At 48.3% G+C, this 17,482-nt stretch carries 11 protein-coding genes and 1 pseudogene; 8 read left to right on the plus strand and 4 right to left on the minus strand.

Going from position 1 to position 17,482, the window contains the following annotated elements:
- Positions 1-60 precede the first annotated feature (60 nt).
- On the minus strand, positions 61-294 hold the full coding sequence (locus AC2VDX_RS09850) for a hypothetical protein (RefSeq protein ID WP_378182909.1): 234 nt from the start codon (positions 292-294) through the stop codon (positions 61-63).
- A 486-nt stretch (positions 295-780) separates the two neighbouring features.
- Between AC2VDX_RS09850 and AC2VDX_RS09855 the strand changes: the two genes are divergently transcribed.
- The 5 genes from AC2VDX_RS09855 to proB all read left to right on the plus strand — a co-directional run bounded on the left by AC2VDX_RS09855 (position 781) and on the right by proB (position 6,542).
- Positions 781-2,451, plus strand: a complete 1,671-nt coding sequence (locus tag AC2VDX_RS09855; RefSeq protein ID WP_378182911.1) for an alpha-amylase family glycosyl hydrolase — start codon at positions 781-783, stop codon at positions 2,449-2,451.
- A 196-nt stretch (positions 2,452-2,647) separates the two neighbouring features.
- A complete protein-coding gene (locus AC2VDX_RS09860) occupies positions 2,648-3,217 on the plus strand; it encodes a DUF3727 domain-containing protein (RefSeq protein ID WP_378182914.1) in 570 nt (189 codons plus the stop codon).
- A gap of 116 nt (positions 3,218-3,333) precedes the next feature.
- Positions 3,334-4,416: an endolytic transglycosylase MltG gene (mltG, locus tag AC2VDX_RS09865; protein ID WP_378182917.1), complete on the plus strand. Its 1,083-nt coding sequence runs from the start codon at positions 3,334-3,336 to the stop codon at positions 4,414-4,416.
- 165 nt (positions 4,417-4,581) lie between these two features.
- Positions 4,582-5,130 carry a YqeG family HAD IIIA-type phosphatase gene (locus AC2VDX_RS09870; protein WP_378182920.1) on the plus strand — a complete coding sequence of 183 codons (549 nt, stop codon included), beginning with the start codon at positions 4,582-4,584 and terminating at the stop codon, positions 5,128-5,130.
- A gap of 302 nt (positions 5,131-5,432) precedes the next feature.
- Positions 5,433-6,542 carry a glutamate 5-kinase gene (gene proB / locus AC2VDX_RS09875; protein WP_378182923.1) on the plus strand — a complete coding sequence of 370 codons (1,110 nt, stop codon included), beginning with the start codon at positions 5,433-5,435 and terminating at the stop codon, positions 6,540-6,542.
- 48 nt (positions 6,543-6,590) lie between these two features.
- On the opposite strand, the gene AC2VDX_RS09880 is transcribed toward proB, so the two are convergent.
- Positions 6,591-7,682: a helix-turn-helix domain-containing protein gene (locus tag AC2VDX_RS09880; RefSeq protein WP_486928142.1), complete on the minus strand. Its 1,092-nt coding sequence runs from the start codon at positions 7,680-7,682 to the stop codon at positions 6,591-6,593.
- Positions 7,683-8,062: 380 nt separating this feature from the next.
- Here AC2VDX_RS09880 and AC2VDX_RS09885 point away from each other — a divergent pair, with 380 nt between their 5' ends.
- Positions 8,063-8,224 (plus strand): hypothetical protein, encoded by a 162-nt coding sequence (locus AC2VDX_RS09885; protein WP_378182928.1) that lies wholly within the window; start codon positions 8,063-8,065, stop codon positions 8,222-8,224.
- A 399-nt stretch (positions 8,225-8,623) separates the two neighbouring features.
- Here the strand turns inward: AC2VDX_RS09885 and AC2VDX_RS09890 are convergent, their stop codons facing one another.
- A complete protein-coding gene (locus tag AC2VDX_RS09890; RefSeq protein WP_378183060.1) occupies positions 8,624-9,142 on the minus strand; it encodes a transposase in 519 nt (172 codons plus the stop codon).
- On the opposite strand from AC2VDX_RS09890, the pseudogene AC2VDX_RS09895 reads away from it, so the two are divergent.
- Positions 9,092-9,765: pseudogene (locus AC2VDX_RS09895) on the plus strand (transposase); the annotation flags it as partial. The gene AC2VDX_RS09890 and the pseudogene AC2VDX_RS09895 sit on opposite strands and share 51 nt — an antisense overlap.
- Positions 9,766-9,997: 232 nt before the next feature.
- Positions 9,998-10,219 (plus strand): hypothetical protein, encoded by a 222-nt coding sequence (locus AC2VDX_RS09900; RefSeq protein WP_378182931.1) that lies wholly within the window; start codon positions 9,998-10,000, stop codon positions 10,217-10,219.
- A 94-nt stretch (positions 10,220-10,313) separates the two neighbouring features.
- Here AC2VDX_RS09900 and AC2VDX_RS09905 read toward each other — a convergent pair whose 3' ends face one another.
- Positions 10,314-17,342: a hybrid sensor histidine kinase/response regulator gene (locus AC2VDX_RS09905; protein WP_486928143.1), complete on the minus strand. Its 7,029-nt coding sequence runs from the start codon at positions 17,340-17,342 to the stop codon at positions 10,314-10,316.
- Positions 17,343-17,482 lie beyond the last annotated feature (140 nt).

The raw sequence follows: 17,482 nt of genomic DNA on the forward strand, positions 1-17,482 counted from the left end.
CACCATTTTGTTTTTTATTGGCAACATATGGAATTCTTCGCCCTCTTTTTTCTGATGCTTTTAAGCGCTTTTCAGTTGCTGACCCTGCGTACTGGGTGCCAAAGCCCAACCTTCGCATCTTAATTTCTGGTAGGTTGCCCAACCCTTAGAACCTCCAGGAACCGGATAGTCTGGTACAGCATATTCTGGAAAAGCCGTATAAGGTCGCCACGGTTGATGGGGTGCCGTTCGTAAATGCAACAACTTTTCTCCGCTGACTCCCATTGTTGGCAACCAACACATTTGTTTCAACATCTGAAACTCCTTAATTCAAATTAGAAATAATTGATTAATCAGACAAGCTTCCCATATAGGAAACTAGATAGTAACTGCCGCAAAGCAATAAGCAAGCATGATAAATGCAAGACCGAGACTAAGAGTGTAAATGAGAGGAATCCATTGTAATGTACCCATTTTTCAGCTCCTTTGAGCTGTTAGTTATGACCCGATCCTCTCGGTTCATCCCTCAATTGACATCTCTCCCTAGAATTATTTACACGCTTTTTAAAAATATCTCCAAAGTTTCAAGCAACAGCTTTTATCTATTTCTAGAGATATAAAAAAACAGATAATTAATCAATTTTGTTTTTGATTATACAAACTTTATTTAGAATCAACTATTTCTAAAGACGGATAATTTAGTATAATTTATTACTAAAGTTAAAATTAGAAATGCAAACTTAAAAAATGTTTGCAAATAATCTTTGCTGAACAAGCAAATCAACTTCATCAAAAGGTTTTATGGCAAGTTCAATCGAATTCAATTTATTTGCACCTCGTAACAAAGGAGTGGTATTGATAGGCTCTTTTTCTGACTGGAAAGGAATTCCAATGGAAAAAGGTGAGGATGGCTATTTCCGAACTCAGGTTGATTTGGAGGATGGCATTTATCAATATAAATTTCGCGTTCAATCGAAAAGCCCGAATTTTGAACCCGATCGATGGGTGGATGTAATCGATCCCTACGCTACAGACGTTGATGAAGCAAGAGACAACGGTATAGCGCGGATCAAAGATGGTAAGAGGATTGTTGATGCTTACGTTTGGCAGTATGACGACACTCCCTTGCCAAATAATCACGAATTAGTCATCTATGAAATGCACGTTGCGGATTTTTCGGGCGGTGAGGATGACCCGCACAAGCGAGGAAAATACCAAGACGCGATCGCTAAATTAGATCATTTAAGCGAACTCGGAATTAATGCCATCGAGTTGATGCCAGTGAATGAGTATCCCGGTGATTACAATTGGGGCTATAAAGTGCGTCACTACTTCGCTACAGAATCCAGTTACGGCCCTACAGAAGATTTGAAGCGGTTTATTGACGAGTGTCATCATCGAGGCATTCGCGTTTTCATGGATGGGATTTATAACCACACAGATGAAGAATGCCCATTAATGCTGATTGACCGGAATTACTGGTACTACGAGCATATGCATTATCCGGAAGATCCGGCGAATTACTGGGGACCAGAATTTAACTACGACAACTACGACGAAAAGTTAGACGTTAAGCCTGCCTGGAAATACGTCGGGGATGTGGTGCGGTTTTGGGTTCAGGAATATCACATTGATGGGATTCGCTTTGATGCAGTGCGCCAATTGGCAAATTATGAATTTTTGGATTGGCTTGCCAAGCAAGCCAAGAAAAATATTGCGCCTAAGCCGTTCTACAACATTGCTGAACATATTCCCGATACAAAAACCGTAGTTTATCCAGAAGGTCCACTGGATGGTTGTTGGCATGAAAGTTTTCGCTACTTTGTGCTTCCACATATTTGTGGCGAAATGTTTGAATTAGAAAAACTGAAGGAAGTTTTAGATCCGAGAAGGCAGGGTTATACGGCGACTACGAATGTAGTGAATTATTTGGCGACTCACGATCGCCAACGTTTGATGAGAGAATTAGGCGATCGCGGGATTTTTGACGAAGCCGCATTTAGGAGAGCCAAGTTAGGAGTTGTTCTGTTAATGACGGCGATGGGTGTGCCAATGCTCTGGATGGGAGAAGAGTTTGGAGAACACAAGCGCAAAAGCGAAACCGTGACTCAGCCAAAGAAAATTGCTTGGTCTTTGTTGTCAAGAGACTTAAATCAAGATTTGTTTGAGTATTACAAAAAATTAATCGCTCTACGGAAAGAAAATCCAGCTCTTTCTAGCGACAACATTGAGTTTTTCCACGAAGATCCAGAGGCAAAAGTGTTGGCATACGTGCGCTGGAACGATGGAGGTTCCCGTGTTGTCGTTGTGGCGAATTTCTCAGATAAGTCTCTGTCAGGGTATGGCATTCCTAAGTTCCCATCCTCTGGGACGTGGCAGGATTGGATGAATAACTTCCCGGTCGAAGCTGGAGAGGATGGCTTGATCGTTGACTTGCCAGAGTACGAAGCGAAGGTGTTTGTCTGGCAGTAAGCGAACGCATCGCTTTGATGAGTCTTCACACCTCAAGTAGGAACAATTGATAAATTCTCCCTACTTGACGTATGTCGTCTCTACAACTCTTGTGCCGTGATATCCTGATTTTTGCAAGCTACTTCCCCACTGTCTGCAAACTTTGGGGTTGGAGTTTCTTAGTTCACAATCTCGCGTTGATAGCAGCATATCTGCAATGTTCTCATCCCAACCCCCTGAAGAGAATGGGTCTTCCGTCCAAACCGTCTCGCTGACGGATGAAACCGGGCGATCGCTTAGTTGTTACATTGAGCATTCGATAGAAGTAGAAGGTGAAGAATACGTCATCCTCCTGCCGGTAGATTCACCTGTAGAAATTGTGGCGTGGGACGAGGAGAAGGAGGAGGAAGAAGCCACCCTGGTCGAAGACGACGCCGAAATTGACGAAGTTTTTTCCACGGCTCAAGCAGTCCTGGCAGAGCGAAATCTCGTCCTGAAGCGAACCGCATTTGCTCTGACTGTTGCAGGTGAACTGCCTGCGGTTGAAGAGGAAGAAATTCTCACTCTGGAAATCGAAGATGACGATACTCAGCTCGAACCAGAGGAATTTCAGTTTCTAGCCAGCTTTTACCACAAAGAACAAGAATACACAATATACACGCCTCTAGATCCGTTGCTATTGTTTGCGCGGATCAATAGTGCGGGTGAACCAGAGCTACTTTCCCCTGAGGAATTTAAAAAAGTGCAACCGCTGTTGGAAGATCAGCTATTTGATGAAATGGAATAGGCAAGGAATTAAAAATTAAAAATGCAAAATTAAAAATTAAAAAAGAAAATTCTTCATTTTTAATTTATAATTTTTAATTTTTAATTTCATGACAGCGGTTGTTATCGGCAATCAAGATGAAAGCAATCCAACGCATCTCCAAATGGACGTTTTATCTCGCCTTAATCCCAGCAACGCTTGGACTCTGTGCATGGCAGGGTTGGGCGTGGTGGAGCTGGGCGAGTGCGCCCCCCGTTGCCGAAACTCAGCCGTCAGCGAATGCTAGAAAAGATGCATCGGTGCTAATCCGGATTCCTCAAGGAACTTCGGCGCAGCAGATAGGGCGCGATTTGGAAGCAGCAGGGTTGATTCGCTCCGCTGATGCTTGGAAGCTATGGGCGTTTTGGTTGGACTTGCAAAAGCGACCGGGTGGGTTTAAAGCTGGGACTTACCAGTTGTCACCCACCCAGCCGCTGAGTGCGATCGCTGATAAAATTTGGACGGGCGATGTGGTGCAGATGTCCTTCACAATCCCCGAAGGATGGTCGCTTCAGCAAATGGCGGCTTACTTTGAATCTCAGGGATTTTTCAAAGCCGAAGAATTTCTCACAGCCGTAACTCAGATTCCCAAAGACCAGTATCCTTGGCTACCTTCGGATTTGCCTTATTTGGAAGGTTTTTTGTACCCGGATACCTACAAGCTAAATAGCGATCGCATCACGCCCCAAGCCGTCATCAAACAGATGCTAGATCGCTTTGAGCAGGTGGCACTCCCCATCTATCAACAAGCGCCAAAAACCCAGATGCCCCTTCTTCAATGGGTGACATTAGCTAGCATCGTCGAAAAAGAGGCAGTAATTCCTACCGAACGCCCTCTGATTGCTGGCGTTTTCACGCAACGACTTCAGAAGGGGATGAGACTTGAATCCGATCCCACGGTTGAGTACGGACTCGGCATTCGGCAAACGGCGGATCAGCCCTTAACTTTGGCTCAGGTGAAGACAGCTTCCCCCTACAATACTTATCTCAACTCAGGATTACCGCCCACTCCCATCGCCAGCCCTGGCTTAGGGAGTCTCAAAGCCACACTCAATCCTGAAAACACAGACTACCTCTTTTTTGTGGCTCGCTACGATGGCACCCATATCTTTAGTCGGACGCTACAAGAACACCAAGCCGCTACAAACGCGATTCGCCAACAACGGCAACAAAGCCGCTAACAACAGCGCCTCGATTGGTCTAGTCGCCGTGCCCACAAGTCTAGTTAAAATCGGGGCAGTTGGACTTGCAGCCACTAGCAATCCACATTTATAGCTTTGCCGGGTTGAAAAAGCTCTTACCTGGGAGTTCTCCTAACAACTCACACCTACAATTAAAAACTGCTTATGTCCTGGGTAACACGGTTACAGCCTGACTTAATTCTGGGCAGACCTGTTGTAAGTCTGACCCCCGATCTTCTTCAGCAATATCATCTTAAAGGTCTAGTCTTGGATGTCGATGACACGCTAGTACCCCTGAAAGCAGCCGAGGCGTCTGAAGAACTCGTGCAGTGGGTGAAGCAAATCAGACAAGTGGCGACGCTATGGCTGGTGAGTAATAACTTGAGCGAAAACCGAATTAGTGGCATCGCTCGCTCGTTAAATTTGCCCTACATTACCAGCGCTGCCAAGCCGTCACGGCGCAAGCTGCGGCAGGCTGTCACCGCGATGAACCTTCCCGTCGAACAAGTGGCAATGGTGGGCGATCGCTTATTTACAGACGTTTTGGCAGGCAACCGACTCGGTATGTTTACCATTCTTGTCGAACCGATGGTTGACCCGGCGCTAGCCGTGCGTTCTTATCCAGTCCGCACCTTTGAAGTCTGGGTGTCTCAAGCCTTGGGCGTCTCGCTCACAGCAAAGCAACAAAACTTAAAAAATCCAGATAAATCCTGAAAAACCAAAATATAAAGAAATAATTAGGAGATTCTCGATCGTCAAAAATTCCTGGCATTCTATAATATGGTTCAAATGGGGTCAGCCGATATAAAGACCCTAAACATTAATCCCCGTGAATACCTGTGTAAAGCGTCAGTTCCCCCGACAGAGGAGCTGGCGTTTTACAATTTGGAATCGGTAATGGGTAATGCGAATGGAAGAATGGCTAATTGCCAACTCCCCGGCTCCAAACGCGATAACCGCAAGTCTTCCACAAGCTGCTCTTCCTCCTCCCTGTTCCCCTGCGCCCCCTCTCTGTTGTGAGTCAAACCCTTGTCGTCAAAATTGGTACTTCCAGCCTGACATCGCCTGAAACAGGTCATCTAGCTCTGTCCACCATTGCCGCCTTAGTAGAAACCCTCACGGATTTGCGGCAGCAAGGTCATAACGTGGTGCTAGTTTCTTCGGGTGCTGTGGGAGTGGGTTGCGCCCGCTTGGGACTGCGCGATCGCCCCCGCACGTTGGCACTGAAACAAGCGGTAGCAGCAGTCGGTCAGGGACGCCTGATGCGCGTATACGATGACTTTTTTACAACCTTAGAACAACCCATCGCCCAGGTTCTCCTGACTCGCAGTACCTTCAAAGAACGCTCAGCTTATATCAACGCCTCCAACACCTTCCGGGAACTGTTGCGGTTGGGCGTTATCCCCGTGGTGAATGAAAATGACACCGTAGCAGTAGAGGAACTGAAATTCGGGGATAATGATACGCTTTCAGCCCTAGTTGCCAGCTTGATAGAGGCAGATTGGCTATTTTTAATGACCGATGTAGACCGACTTTACTCCGCCGATCCGCGCCAAGTCCCGGATGCTCAGCCGATCGCCCTGGTGAACCGCATTGATGAGCTGGAAGAATTACAAGTGCAAACAGGCTCTAGCGGCTCTCAGTGGGGCACAGGCGGCATGGTTACAAAAATTACTGCTGCCCGCATTGCTACCAGCGCCGGAGTTCGGACAGTCATCACCGAAGGGCGATTTCCCCGCAACATCCAAAAAATCTTGCAAGGAGAACCCCTCGGCACTCAGTTTGAACCCCGCGACACGATGGGCAACGCCCGTAAGCGCTGGATTGCCCACGGGTTGATTCCTGCCGGAAAGCTGTATCTGGATAAGGGAGCGATCGCGGCAATTTGTCAATCGGGAAAATCCCTCTTAGCTGCTGGGATTACCGTCGTTGAGGGAGACTTTCAGGCGTCAGATGCCGTGCAGTTATGCGACTCCCAAGGACGAGAAATAGCCAGAGGGCTGGTGAACTACAGCAGCGATGAGCTACAGCAAATTCGCGGTCGCCGTTCAGCAGAAATTCCCGCCATTTTGGGCTACGCCGGTGCAGAAACCGTCGTCCATCGAGATAATCTTGTGATTAGTTAGTCAGCAGTCAGTTGTTTTTTCTGCCAAAGACCAATAACGAATGACTAATTAACGACTAATTGCTTCTGGTGGAGCAATATCAGGTCCAACCGCCACTCCCTTCAGACTCGCCTTTAAGCCGGGTTTCGCAGCAGGTTTCACAGGACGATGCGACTCAGAGGCAGATGAGTTGGTAGGAACATCCGGTGGAGAATCAGCAGACGCCGATGATTGCGAATGGTTCGACATCAAAGCGAGTCCTCCCACTGCCCCTGCCACCAGCGCCGCATAGCCCACGTACAAGTGAACTGTGTTGAGCTGAAATCCGAACCCTGACGTTGATTTCGGTCGGTACCAGGAGGGCAGCACAGATTTTGTAGGATCAGGTGCGGGTAAGGAAGCAGCCATTGCAGCACCATCTAACCCCAACGCGGCCCCCATCCGGCGAATAAAACCTCGGACGTAGACATCCTCCGGCAATTGCTCGCAGCAACCGACTTCCAAAGCCTGAATGTGATGAAGCGGCACGAACGTTTGATTGTGAAGTTGGCGCAGGGTCATTGACTGTGCATGACGTGCCTGCCCTAATTGCTGACCAATTTGACGCAGACGCTCTTGCCGCTGTTCATCTGCCACTTGCGCTGCCAGTTCAGCCTTGGAGAGCTTTTTGGATGGTTTGGGAAAAACCGGATCTGGACTGGTTGGGAGAGGCAGTGGCTTAGCGTCTATTAAATCGGCAGGTGAGTTATCGATCCTGCATCCTTGGTCATTCGTTAAAGTCAAGTCATTCGTCGTTGATTCTGGGTGATTAACTGATGACTGCTTGCTATCGACTGATGATTCTTGAGAGTGACTGCTGACTTGCTGCTGTTGTTGATTGTTCCCAATTTCTGGAGATGTGACTGGGACAACCTTATAAGTTCTTGCAAACTGCTGGAACGCTAGCCGGATGGCTTCTCTACCCACTGCCTTAACCATAATCTGGGCACTCCCAGCAGCTTCTCCCAAGATCGTCTGTAACCCAGCCAAAGCGCGATTGTAGACTTCGCTGCTATGGAGTTCAGATTCTATTCGACTCAGGATAGACCGTAATACTTCCTGCGAAATTTCAATGGTTGGGCTTTCGGTAATACCGCGACCATACGCCGATTGTAATGCCATGACTTTTCTTGTCGAGCGTGCTTGAGGAAAACCAAACTTATGCGATCGCTCACGAGCGTGCTTTCCTGGGTGTCTAAAAGGACTTCCCACGTCGGTTATGGGTGCTTTCTTTACCCATAACTGACGCTGAATTCACGGGCTGCTTGAGCTATCTGAGTAAAGTATTCGACAAGCGGGAACTGAATTCCGGATCGAGCAAAAGTCAATTTTCTCTGTTCAGTGGCATCGCTGAGTAACTTAACTGCCTTTAAACTTAATAAATTTAAATAACAATCCTCGCCTTATTTAGAATCCAGGAGTCAAACTGAAGATAGATTCTGGCTCCCGGATTCTGTAGAGACCATGTGGTGGTCAGTCTCAACTTGGCTCCTGACAACTGAATGCAATTTAGAGGTTTAGTGCTGACGGCGGTTTCCCGGCTGGTAATCTTTAACCCAGCAGCGTTCCAAAAGGTGAATTCTGTAACGGTACGAGAAGCGGCGGGGATTGAGTACCAATTTAGTTTTGGAACTAAACAGGGGCTGGTTGAGAAACTGCCATAGAGGGAACCGAATCTTGCCGTGTTGTGGAGCCATAGTTTGAAAAGTCCAGATAGCAGTAGTACAAAACAGGGGCACCGTGCATCTATCTATGGTGACATCTGCTTGGTTAATATTACCTTGCCAAAGGTTACTACAAATTTGCTTGGGTTAGATTACGGAATCTCCAGAAAGTGTTTTCACAAACTCTGTACTTCCACGGATGCGCTGTTGAACTGCCCACTTAGAGTCCTCTGCTACTAGGGCGTAAGCGTTATGTAAGCGTTCTTCTAGAGAGCGTGTGAAGGTATTTCAGGGAGCGGTTCAATAATGTTAGGCACTTATACTTAATAGGTGTAGTGAAATTTTTCTACTCCTACCAAAGACAGAGAATTATGGTTCTTCATTACTTAGTATGCTTATTCAATAATTTAAATGCCAATTAAGCAAGCATCTAATTCGGTAATTTTCAAAGTTCCTAAACCCGTAAGCAGAGCGTTTGATCAACTTAAGTTTATTGTTGATGCCCTCTACAACACCACTCGTAGTCCTGTTATCAAAGTAAGCAATAATTTCCAGACAGCCAACGAATAATAGTGTTCTGACTATCGGGAAAAGATTTTTCGCGCTTGCTAGCCATATTCCCAGTTTAAATAATCCTGTCAACCAATTATTAGTCTGCTCAAAAATCTTTCTTATTTGCTTTTTTAATTCATGCATTCTCTTCAGGTTACTAGACACCTCTTTAACCTGACTCAGTTTACTTTCTTGCTCTTCACTTAGGTCTTTCTCGTTCTTCAGTAAGACATATTTACTTTTCTTTAATCTCTCTAATATTTGTTCTTGTTTTGCTTTCTCTTTCGGCGTTTCTACTGATTGATGCTGGCGCGAGGAAATAACACGGCTTTTCTGCTTGACCTGGAAAAAAGGAGACTCAAGTATCTAGGAGGACTGGCAAAAAATCGCCAAGTTATAATTGCTCAATCAGGAAACTCGACCGAAGAAATTCGTTTAGACAATTTAGCTCAAACGCTCAAGAGTGAAGCTTTCACTCAAGTCCAACTCAATCTAGAAAAACAAAATACAGTTTGGGTGGCAACAAAGGAAGTTGAACTATCACGGCTGGAAGGGAAGAGAACAATTGCTATAGTCATGAATGCCTTAACCTTCGATTCATCTAGTGATATTGACTATTTTATTACCAATGTTGATTCATCCATTGCCACAGCCGAGTGGATAGTAACGACTTATTCTCAAAGAAACTGGGTAGAAGTGTTCTATCGGGAAGCTAAGGGCTGGTTAGGGCTGTCTGAATATCAAGTGAGAGACTCTCCGCAGTCTGATGAGACATTTCGTTCTTGTATAAGAGTGCCTATACTTTCATCTTATGGCACACCTTAACCGGAGGACTCAGACGCAGGTGAGCGTTGAAACCTTTGAACACTTTTACTGAAGCCTTGGAAGCATTTCGTACAGCGATGTCTTGTCGTTTTATTGAGTGGTTGAACCATAACAGGGATGTATTTACCGCTTATAAAACTAGTTTAGGCTTTGTTTGGGCTTGAAATTTGTTTAAGTCCCACTAACCCGAAAGAGCAATCTAGCATTACTCCACCCAATATCGAACAAGTTAAACGAGTTGCTAAAGAACAAAATGCAACTCTTGTTGAATATTCGATTATTTACGATAATTTCAAAGTTCAAGGGAAAGAACAAAACCCTAGAATCAGAACTCTATATTTGGGTCATCAAACCCACAGGTGAAGTGACGTTTCGGACATCTGACCTCAAACCCCTGTGGCAGAAACAGAATCTTTCGCTACAAGACCTCGTTGCCAACACCCGTCAATCTATGGAAGTAAGGGGCGCGGCGGTGTTGTAGCGGAACTGATAGAGGAAGAAAGCCTGACCAAACGATTACAGCAACTCTATCAACTGCTGATGATGCTGACAACCCTGAAACAACACCCCGACCCCAGAGACTGGGCGGCTTTTACCTTAATTGGTGAATCCGACTGAGCTGAATACCCAATAAGGTGGACACTTGCCCACCTTACTTACTCTCATCTCCCGTTTCCTATCTAGAAAGGGTGCGGAAACCCCGCCCCTACTATTAGGCGTTTGTGTTGATAGTCAGCAGCACCTCACCTTTAATCATCCGTTGGGCGGCATCAAGGAGCGCTTCTTCCAGATAAGGCTTGGTAAAGTAGCCCTTAGCTCCCAGATGAGCTGCCATTTGCTGGTGCTTGCTAGCGCCGCGAGAAGTTAGCATTGCTACCGGCAGATGGTTGAGGCTGGGGTCTTTCTGAATCCGTGACAGCAACTCCAGACCGTCCATGCGAGGCATTTCAATGTCGCAGAAGACGATCTCGCAAGGCAGACCCGACCGAAGTTTATCCCAGGCTTCCTGACCGTCACGGGCTTGTTCCACTCGGTATCCTGCCTTGTTAAAGGTCATGGAGAGGAGTTCGCGCACCGTAATCGAGTCATCCACAATCAAGACCATCGGATCGGTCTTCACCGGTGGAGCCTCCACAGGAAGGGAAACACCTGCCTTATCCCACAGAGAAACGCCACGGTCTTTGCCAATCCGACCCGTCGCCAAGTCAATCAGCTCTAGAACGTCAGCAATGGGCATGATCCGACCATCCCCCAAGACAGTAGCACCAGCGACGCCTAGGGGCTTGGGCACGGGGCCTTCCAGTTGCTTAATCACAATTTCCTGTTCGCCCAGCACCTGATCCACTTGGACGGCGATAAAGTTGCCAGAACTGCGTAGCACGACAACCGAAATCATGTCATCTTCACGGTTGCCACCATAGACTGTGCCTCGACTGAGGTGACGCTGGTAGGTCAGCAGTTCCGCTAAGGGTTGGAAGGGCATGAGGGAGTCGCGCCAAGAGATACAGGTCTGACCTTCCGAGTTCGTTTGAATGCGGTCTTGGGGTATATCCAACATATCTTCCACCCCATCCATTGGGAAGGCAATGCGAGCTTTGTCGCTCAGGCAACAGAGTGCTTTGCAAATACTTAAGGTGAGGGGCAGACGAACGGTAAAGGTAGTTCCCTTACCCAGGGTGGAGTCTGTCGTAATCACACCGCGAATTTCGTTCAAGCTGGTGCAAACCACGTCCATCCCGACGCCGCGACCTGAGAAGTCATCGGCTTTGTCTTTGGTACTAAAACCGGGATGGAAGAGCAGATCGTAGACTTCCAGACGGGTCATGGATTTGGCTTCAGATGAGGTAATCAGCCCTTTTTCGATGGCCTTTGCCTTTACCCTTTCTGAATCAATGCCTGCGCCATCATCCGAGACAGAGATGACGGTTTGGTTGCCTTGGTGGAAGGCTCGGATGGTAATCCGACCTATGGGGGGCTTACCGGCGGCTTTACGCACTTCTGGCGGTTCAATGCCGTGAGTGATGGCATTGTTCACCAGGTGCGTCATCGGGTCGTAGAGGTGTTCCAGGATCACTTTATCGATCAAAGTTTCCCGACCCTCAATTTGTAGTTCGGCTTGTTTGCCACACTTGAGAGAAATCTCGCGCACGGCACGGGGCAAGCGGTCGGCAGTTTGGGCAAAAGGCACCATGCGCGATCGCGTCAATCCCTCTTGCAACTGACTCGTCACCTGCCGCAGCATCCGGGCAACTTGGTCGGTTTCATCGACTAGGAATTCAATGTCAGCCGCCGACTCTCGGACGCGGACAATTAGCTCGATGATTTCTTGGGAAAGGCTGTGGAAAGGCGTAAACAGATCGAGTTCCAATTCACCCAAACCAAACCGGCTGTTGGCGGGAGCCTGATCCGCTGCCGATGTAGGGTCAGGTCGGGCGTTGAACCGATTGCTTTGACGGCTGGCGAGTAGAGAGCTTTCTAGGAGCGATCGCTCGTACCGATCCTGCATCCTCGCACCCACATCGCTGAGTTGCTGTACCTGGTGCAGCAAGTTATCCAGAAATTGTCGCAGGCGCTCTTGATCCTGTTCCAAAGTGTTCCGGTTCACCACTAATTCCCCCACCAGGTTGCTGAGGTTGTCTAGGTGCTTAACCGGCACCCGCATGGTCTGCTCAAACACTTTAACCGGGCGGGGACGATTAACCGGGCGAACCTGTCCTGAACTGGTTTTCACGCTGCGTGGCCCGCCCATCGTCTCCTCAGCCTGTCCCAGCAGTTCCTCCAGATCCCCGAATCCATCGTCAAGGGTGTCTGCGGATGCAGCTTGTTCAGCCATCGGCTTCGTGGGAGAACGCTGCGATTCAGCTAATTGAGGAACAAGCTGAGGTTCATCATCCCCCAAGAGAGCTTCCAAGTCAGCAAACTCATTTATGTCTGCTCCATCAAAAGCCGCCGGGACGGATTCCTCTTCACCCAGCATTGCTTCCAACTCGTCAAACTCATCGTTACTTGCCAAGTTAGATGCCGGTTCCCCGAACACTTCCTCACCCAACATTGCCTCTAATTCGTCAAACTCATCGTTTTCCACCAATGAGAAGGCTAAGTCCCGATCTTCTTCCCCAAATGTCTCTATCAAAGACAACTCATCCGCAACAGCAGTCTCTGAAGTATTCGCAATCTCTTGTTGTTCTGTCACTAAGTCCCAGAGAGATTCAACTTCCTCCAACTCATCTGCGTCTGACGCTTGGTTTTCTGAAGGAATTTCCCCAGTCAACAGATTCTCCTCAAAAGCCAATGCATCTCCAAACCCTACTGGTTCACCACCTAAGAGATCCTCTAGCTCGGAAGCTGCCTCTTCAGAAACCGCTGCTGAGTCGATTCCCCAGTCGGCAGCTTCCATGTCGCTGCCAAATAGGTCGGCATCGGCTAATTCCAGCGCTTCTGGAGTGGATACGGGTGCTTCCCCAAACATCGCTTCCATGTCGCTGCCTAATAGGTCGGCATCGGCTAATTCCAGCGCTTCTGGAGTGGATGCGGGTGCTTCTTGTTCCCCAAACATCACTTCCATGTCGCTGCCAAATAGGTCTGAATCTGCTAATTCCAGCGCTTCTGGAGTGGATGCGGGTGCTTCTTGTTCCCCAAACATCGCTTCCAGATTTTCTGCCTCGACAGGCACTGCCGCTGAGTCGATTCCCCAGTCAGCTTCCATGTCGCTGCCAAATAGGTCTGAATCTGCTAATTCCAGCGCTTCTGGAGTGGATGTTGGTGCTTCCCCAAACATCGCTTCCAGATTTTCTGCTTCTTGAGGCACCGCCGCTAAGTCGATTCCCCAGTCAGCTTCTATGTCGCTGCCAAATAGGTCTGAATCTGCTAATTCCAGCGCTTCTGGAGTGGATGTTGGTGCTTCCCCAAACATCGCTTCCAGATTTTCTGCTTCTTGAGGCACCGCCGCTAAGTCGATTCCCCAGTCAGCTTCTATGTCGCTGCCAAATAGGTCTGAATCTGCTAATTCCAGCGCTTCTGGAGTGGATACGGGTGCTTCCCCAAACATCGCTTCCATGTCGCTGCCAAATAGGTCTGAATCTGCTAATTCCAGCGCTTCTGGAGTGGATACGGGTGCTTCCCCAAACATCGCTTCTAGATTCTCTGCCTCGACAGGCACCGCTGCTGAGTCGATTCCCCAGTCAGCTTCCATATCGCTGCCAAATAGGTCGGCATCGGCTAATTCCAGTGCTTCTGGAGTGGATGCTTCTGGTTCCCCAAACATCGCTTCCAGATTCTCTGCCTCGACAGGCACCGCCGCTGAGTCGATTCCCCAGTCAGCGTCGAATTCGCTAGCGAACAGATTTTCTTCATTCAAATCCAGCGCATCGGTACTGGAAGATGGCTTGTCACCGAACATCGTTTCTAGATTTTCTGCGGCATCCAGAGATCCTTGAGATGTTTCCTCTGATGGCAGTTCTAAAAAGGCATCGGTTGTAGCGAAGAAATCATCGGAGGAGTCTGCCGAAACAAGCGACTCTTCCTGGCTAGTATCAAACAGACTGGATAATGGCTCTGCTTGGCTAGCATCAAAAGCATCTGTATTTGCATCGGATAGGTTCATGCTGGCAAAGTCCAGAGAACTATCCCATTGAGTCGTTGCAGTTGCTTCTGGTTCTGCCTCAAAGAAGTTATCTAATGCGTCAATTTGGGGTGTTTCATGGCTTTCCCCATTTATGTCAAGAGATTCGTCAAGAGATGCGAATTCTGGTGTTTCTACATCTGCTGTTTGCGATCCAAAGAAATCGTCTAACCCATCTACCGACTCAGTTTCGGTAAGATTGGGAACGGAGTTTAGCGCGATCGCATCCGCATCCGCATCTTCTTCTAGCGCTACGTTCTCGATCTCCCTACCAGTGCTTTCCCCTTCACTCTCCCAATCCAGGTTAAAGGGACTGGTTTGTGGATTGTCAAATTCCAACAAGTCCAGTGCCTCTTCGTTCCTTGCCTCTGAAGCGCTTGTATCCAGTGCAAATGCGTCTAAAGACTCCCAATTGCTGGGAATGTCTAGATCGTCTAAAGCTGAGAATGGCCCTTCAACCAGAGTTTCATTCAACTCCAGCTCGTTCTCCCAATCTTCTACTTCTTCTTGTGCCGTTCCTGGCATCTGAGCTGCTGTTAATTCTGAGAAGCCAGCGGGTTCGATTGTCTCGTCCCATGCCAAGTCTGTTGCTGACCAATCCTCTAGAAAAGCTCCGTCAACGCGGCTTGTACTGGCATCAATATCTTCCACACCAGGCATGGCAGGCCAATTAAAGTCGAGGTTAACATCTCCTACCGCCTCTGCTGCGATTTCGGGTGCGATCGCCTCCGACTCAAAGGGAGTTCCTAGATCCGCTGCGCTCATTTCCAGCAGGTCGTTTGCCTCGTTTCTCGGCATCATTTCCTCAAACCACAGATCGGTATTGTCATCCAACACCAGTTCATCAAGAACATCGCCATTGTCTGGTCTGGCTTCTGGGGTTTCAAACAGATCCAAGTTGCTAAAGTCGGGTTCTTCTTCCCAACCCGCCGCCGTTAAATCAACTTCATCTTCATCTTCCAACAGGCCACCCATCTCCCAATCGCTCAAAGCTGTACTCGTACTCTGCTCATCCTCAAACACAAAATCTGGCAAATCGTTACCAGTACTGGCTATTGGCTCGGCGGCAGAAACACTATCGAGTACCTGCAAATCCTCGCTCGACCAATCCGCAGCCCAGTCCGACCCTTCTGTAGACCTTATCGATGGAGTTTCTAACTCTTCTGGAACTTCCGGGTTGCTGTTCTCGGCGGCTTCGCCAAATAGCGTTCCTGTTGTCATCAATTCCCAGTCTGACGACTCCTGATTTGTCGCTGCTGCCTCGAAAATCAAGTCATTTTCGTTAGTATCTATACCCGCAGCACCGAACATATCTCCATCCGATGACGCTTCCGACTCTGTCGCCAAGAGAGCCAAGTCCAGATTCTCAGAGGTAAGAATGCCTAATAAATCTTCGTCTGTAGCCGCCCCCAGCGACTCGTTTAGAGCGTTGGTAATCTCCTGTTGCTCAAAGCCTTCATCTTCTTCTAGGAAACTGTCATTCCAGAGATTGGCTAAATTCTCTGATGGGGTTGCTTCTGAAGCTGCGCTTGGGGTATCTACCTCAAACAGCAGGTCTGAAAAATCATCTTCATCTTCATTTACATCTGACACCCTGCCTGCGAACAACTGTGCGGCATCTTCCCGTTCGCTTTCCACCGCAGGCTTTTCGCCTTCCTCTACTAAGTCTTCTCCAAATCCAAATAAAGTTAAATCATCTCCTTCAGTTGTTGGAGTGGCAGATTTTCCTAACCCGTCTGTATCACCACCCAGCAAGTCAGAAAAGTCGTTTTCTTGTGCAAGATTCAACCATTCCTGACGATCTGTGCCCATATTATCTGCCCCATCGCCGATTACTTCTTCTTCTTGCCAGCTTTCATCCAGATCCGGGGCTTCCCCTTCAAACAAGTCAGCAAGGCTGTTAAGTTCTGCCATGCCGACTTCCGGTCCGCTGGGATCGGCTGGATGGTTGACAGATTCCTTACCCCGACCGGATTTGATACTCGGTTGACTAGAGAACATCGTATCTGCATTCGCCGCCGAGAGGGAGGGTTCCTTCAACCCAGCCCCCGATTCACTAGCAGCAAACCGTTCTTCTTGGATAAACGTCTGTGAGTAGTTGAAACGGTCGGTTGCTTTTGGTCGGTTTTGACGGGCATTTCCGGCTTCGGCTGGGGTCATGGAATGCTGCGGTACAGACGCGATTTGGGTCTGTAAATCGGCAGTAGTTGCCCCAGCTAGCTCTTGGGCGGAATAGAGTAGCGATTCTCCAGCATCCAATTCTGCCAAATGCGATGGAGTGGCGGAGGATGAGAGGAGTGACTTGAGCTGGGAACTCGGCTCAATTGAGCTGGCGCGACCTGCTAGCACCAATTCTTGGGCTTGTTTAATTTCCTTAATAACGACGGTAGCCAGAGTGCGATAGGAATTTTCTGGATTAGCGATCGCGCTTGCCGAAGCCTGAATCAGTTCCGACCACTTCGGGCATTCATATTGTTCGCCCATCCGTTCTAAAGAGCCGCAGATTTCCTGAAGCTGTTGTCTGCACCTGGGTTGGTCGGGTTGTTTAAATAGCTGCAACATTTCGCGCAGCTGGTTGAGTACGTCGCCTCGAAATCGTTTTTGCGCTTGCCCATCTCGAAGGTAGCCGCCCGCCGCTGTTGCCTTAGCTGCCTCTTGAGCGCCGCTAGCCGCCTCTAAGGAGACATTCCCGCCAGTCCCATTCACCAGGAACGCCATGTGCTGGTTCAGTTCCTCAAATACCGGCTCGACGCCTGACATGATACTGTTAGCAATTTCCTCGGTCAAACCAAACGGGCCGCTGAGCTGCTCTATCAGTTCCTTAAGCGTATCGGAAACCTTCAAAAACAGAGACTCCAGCTTTTGGTCAATCTTCACCGGACACTCTTTGAGGACTTTGAAGCAGTCTTCTAAGCGGTGGGAGGTTCTCTGAATACTGTTGATTCCCAGCATTGCCGCCCCGCCTTTGACCGAATGGGCGGCGCGGAAAACTTCATTCACCATTTCAGAATCTGCAATCGTGCTTGGCAGATTCACCAATCCCTGTTCAATGGTATTGAGGTGGTCTTTCGCCTCCTCAATGAAGTAGCCCATGATTCGCTGTTGTTGCTCCGGCTGCATAGCAGTATCCTTCGAGAGTGCTGAGTGCTATTGACGCCCATACGGCGGCTTCCCGTAGGGAGTGCTGAGTGCTGAGTGGAAAAAAGAAGATTTTTTCTCCACTAGATTGCTTTTAATGTACCCAATCTACTCGGAATCGA

It is taken from the genome of Coleofasciculus sp. H7-1 (assembly GCF_057473865.1).

Coding starts and splice junctions, on each gene's coding strand:
- AC2VDX_RS09870 (WP_378182920.1), top strand. CDS start 4,582: ATGTCCTGGGTAACACGGTTACAGCCTGACTTAATTCTGGGCAGACCT.
- AC2VDX_RS09905 (WP_486928143.1), bottom strand. CDS start 17,342: ATGCAGCCGGAGCAACAACAGCGAATCATGGGCTACTTCATTGAGGAG.
- AC2VDX_RS09880 (WP_486928142.1), bottom strand. CDS start 7,682: ATGGCATTACAATCGGCGTATGGTCGCGGTATTACCGAAAGCCCAACC.
- AC2VDX_RS09860 (WP_378182914.1), top strand. CDS start 2,648: ATGTTCTCATCCCAACCCCCTGAAGAGAATGGGTCTTCCGTCCAAACC.
- AC2VDX_RS09885 (WP_378182928.1), top strand. CDS start 8,063: ATGCAATTTAGAGGTTTAGTGCTGACGGCGGTTTCCCGGCTGGTAATC.
- mltG (WP_378182917.1), top strand. CDS start 3,334: ATGAAAGCAATCCAACGCATCTCCAAATGGACGTTTTATCTCGCCTTA.
- AC2VDX_RS09855 (WP_378182911.1), top strand. CDS start 781: ATGGCAAGTTCAATCGAATTCAATTTATTTGCACCTCGTAACAAAGGA.
- AC2VDX_RS09850 (WP_378182909.1), bottom strand. CDS start 294: ATGTTGAAACAAATGTGTTGGTTGCCAACAATGGGAGTCAGCGGAGAA.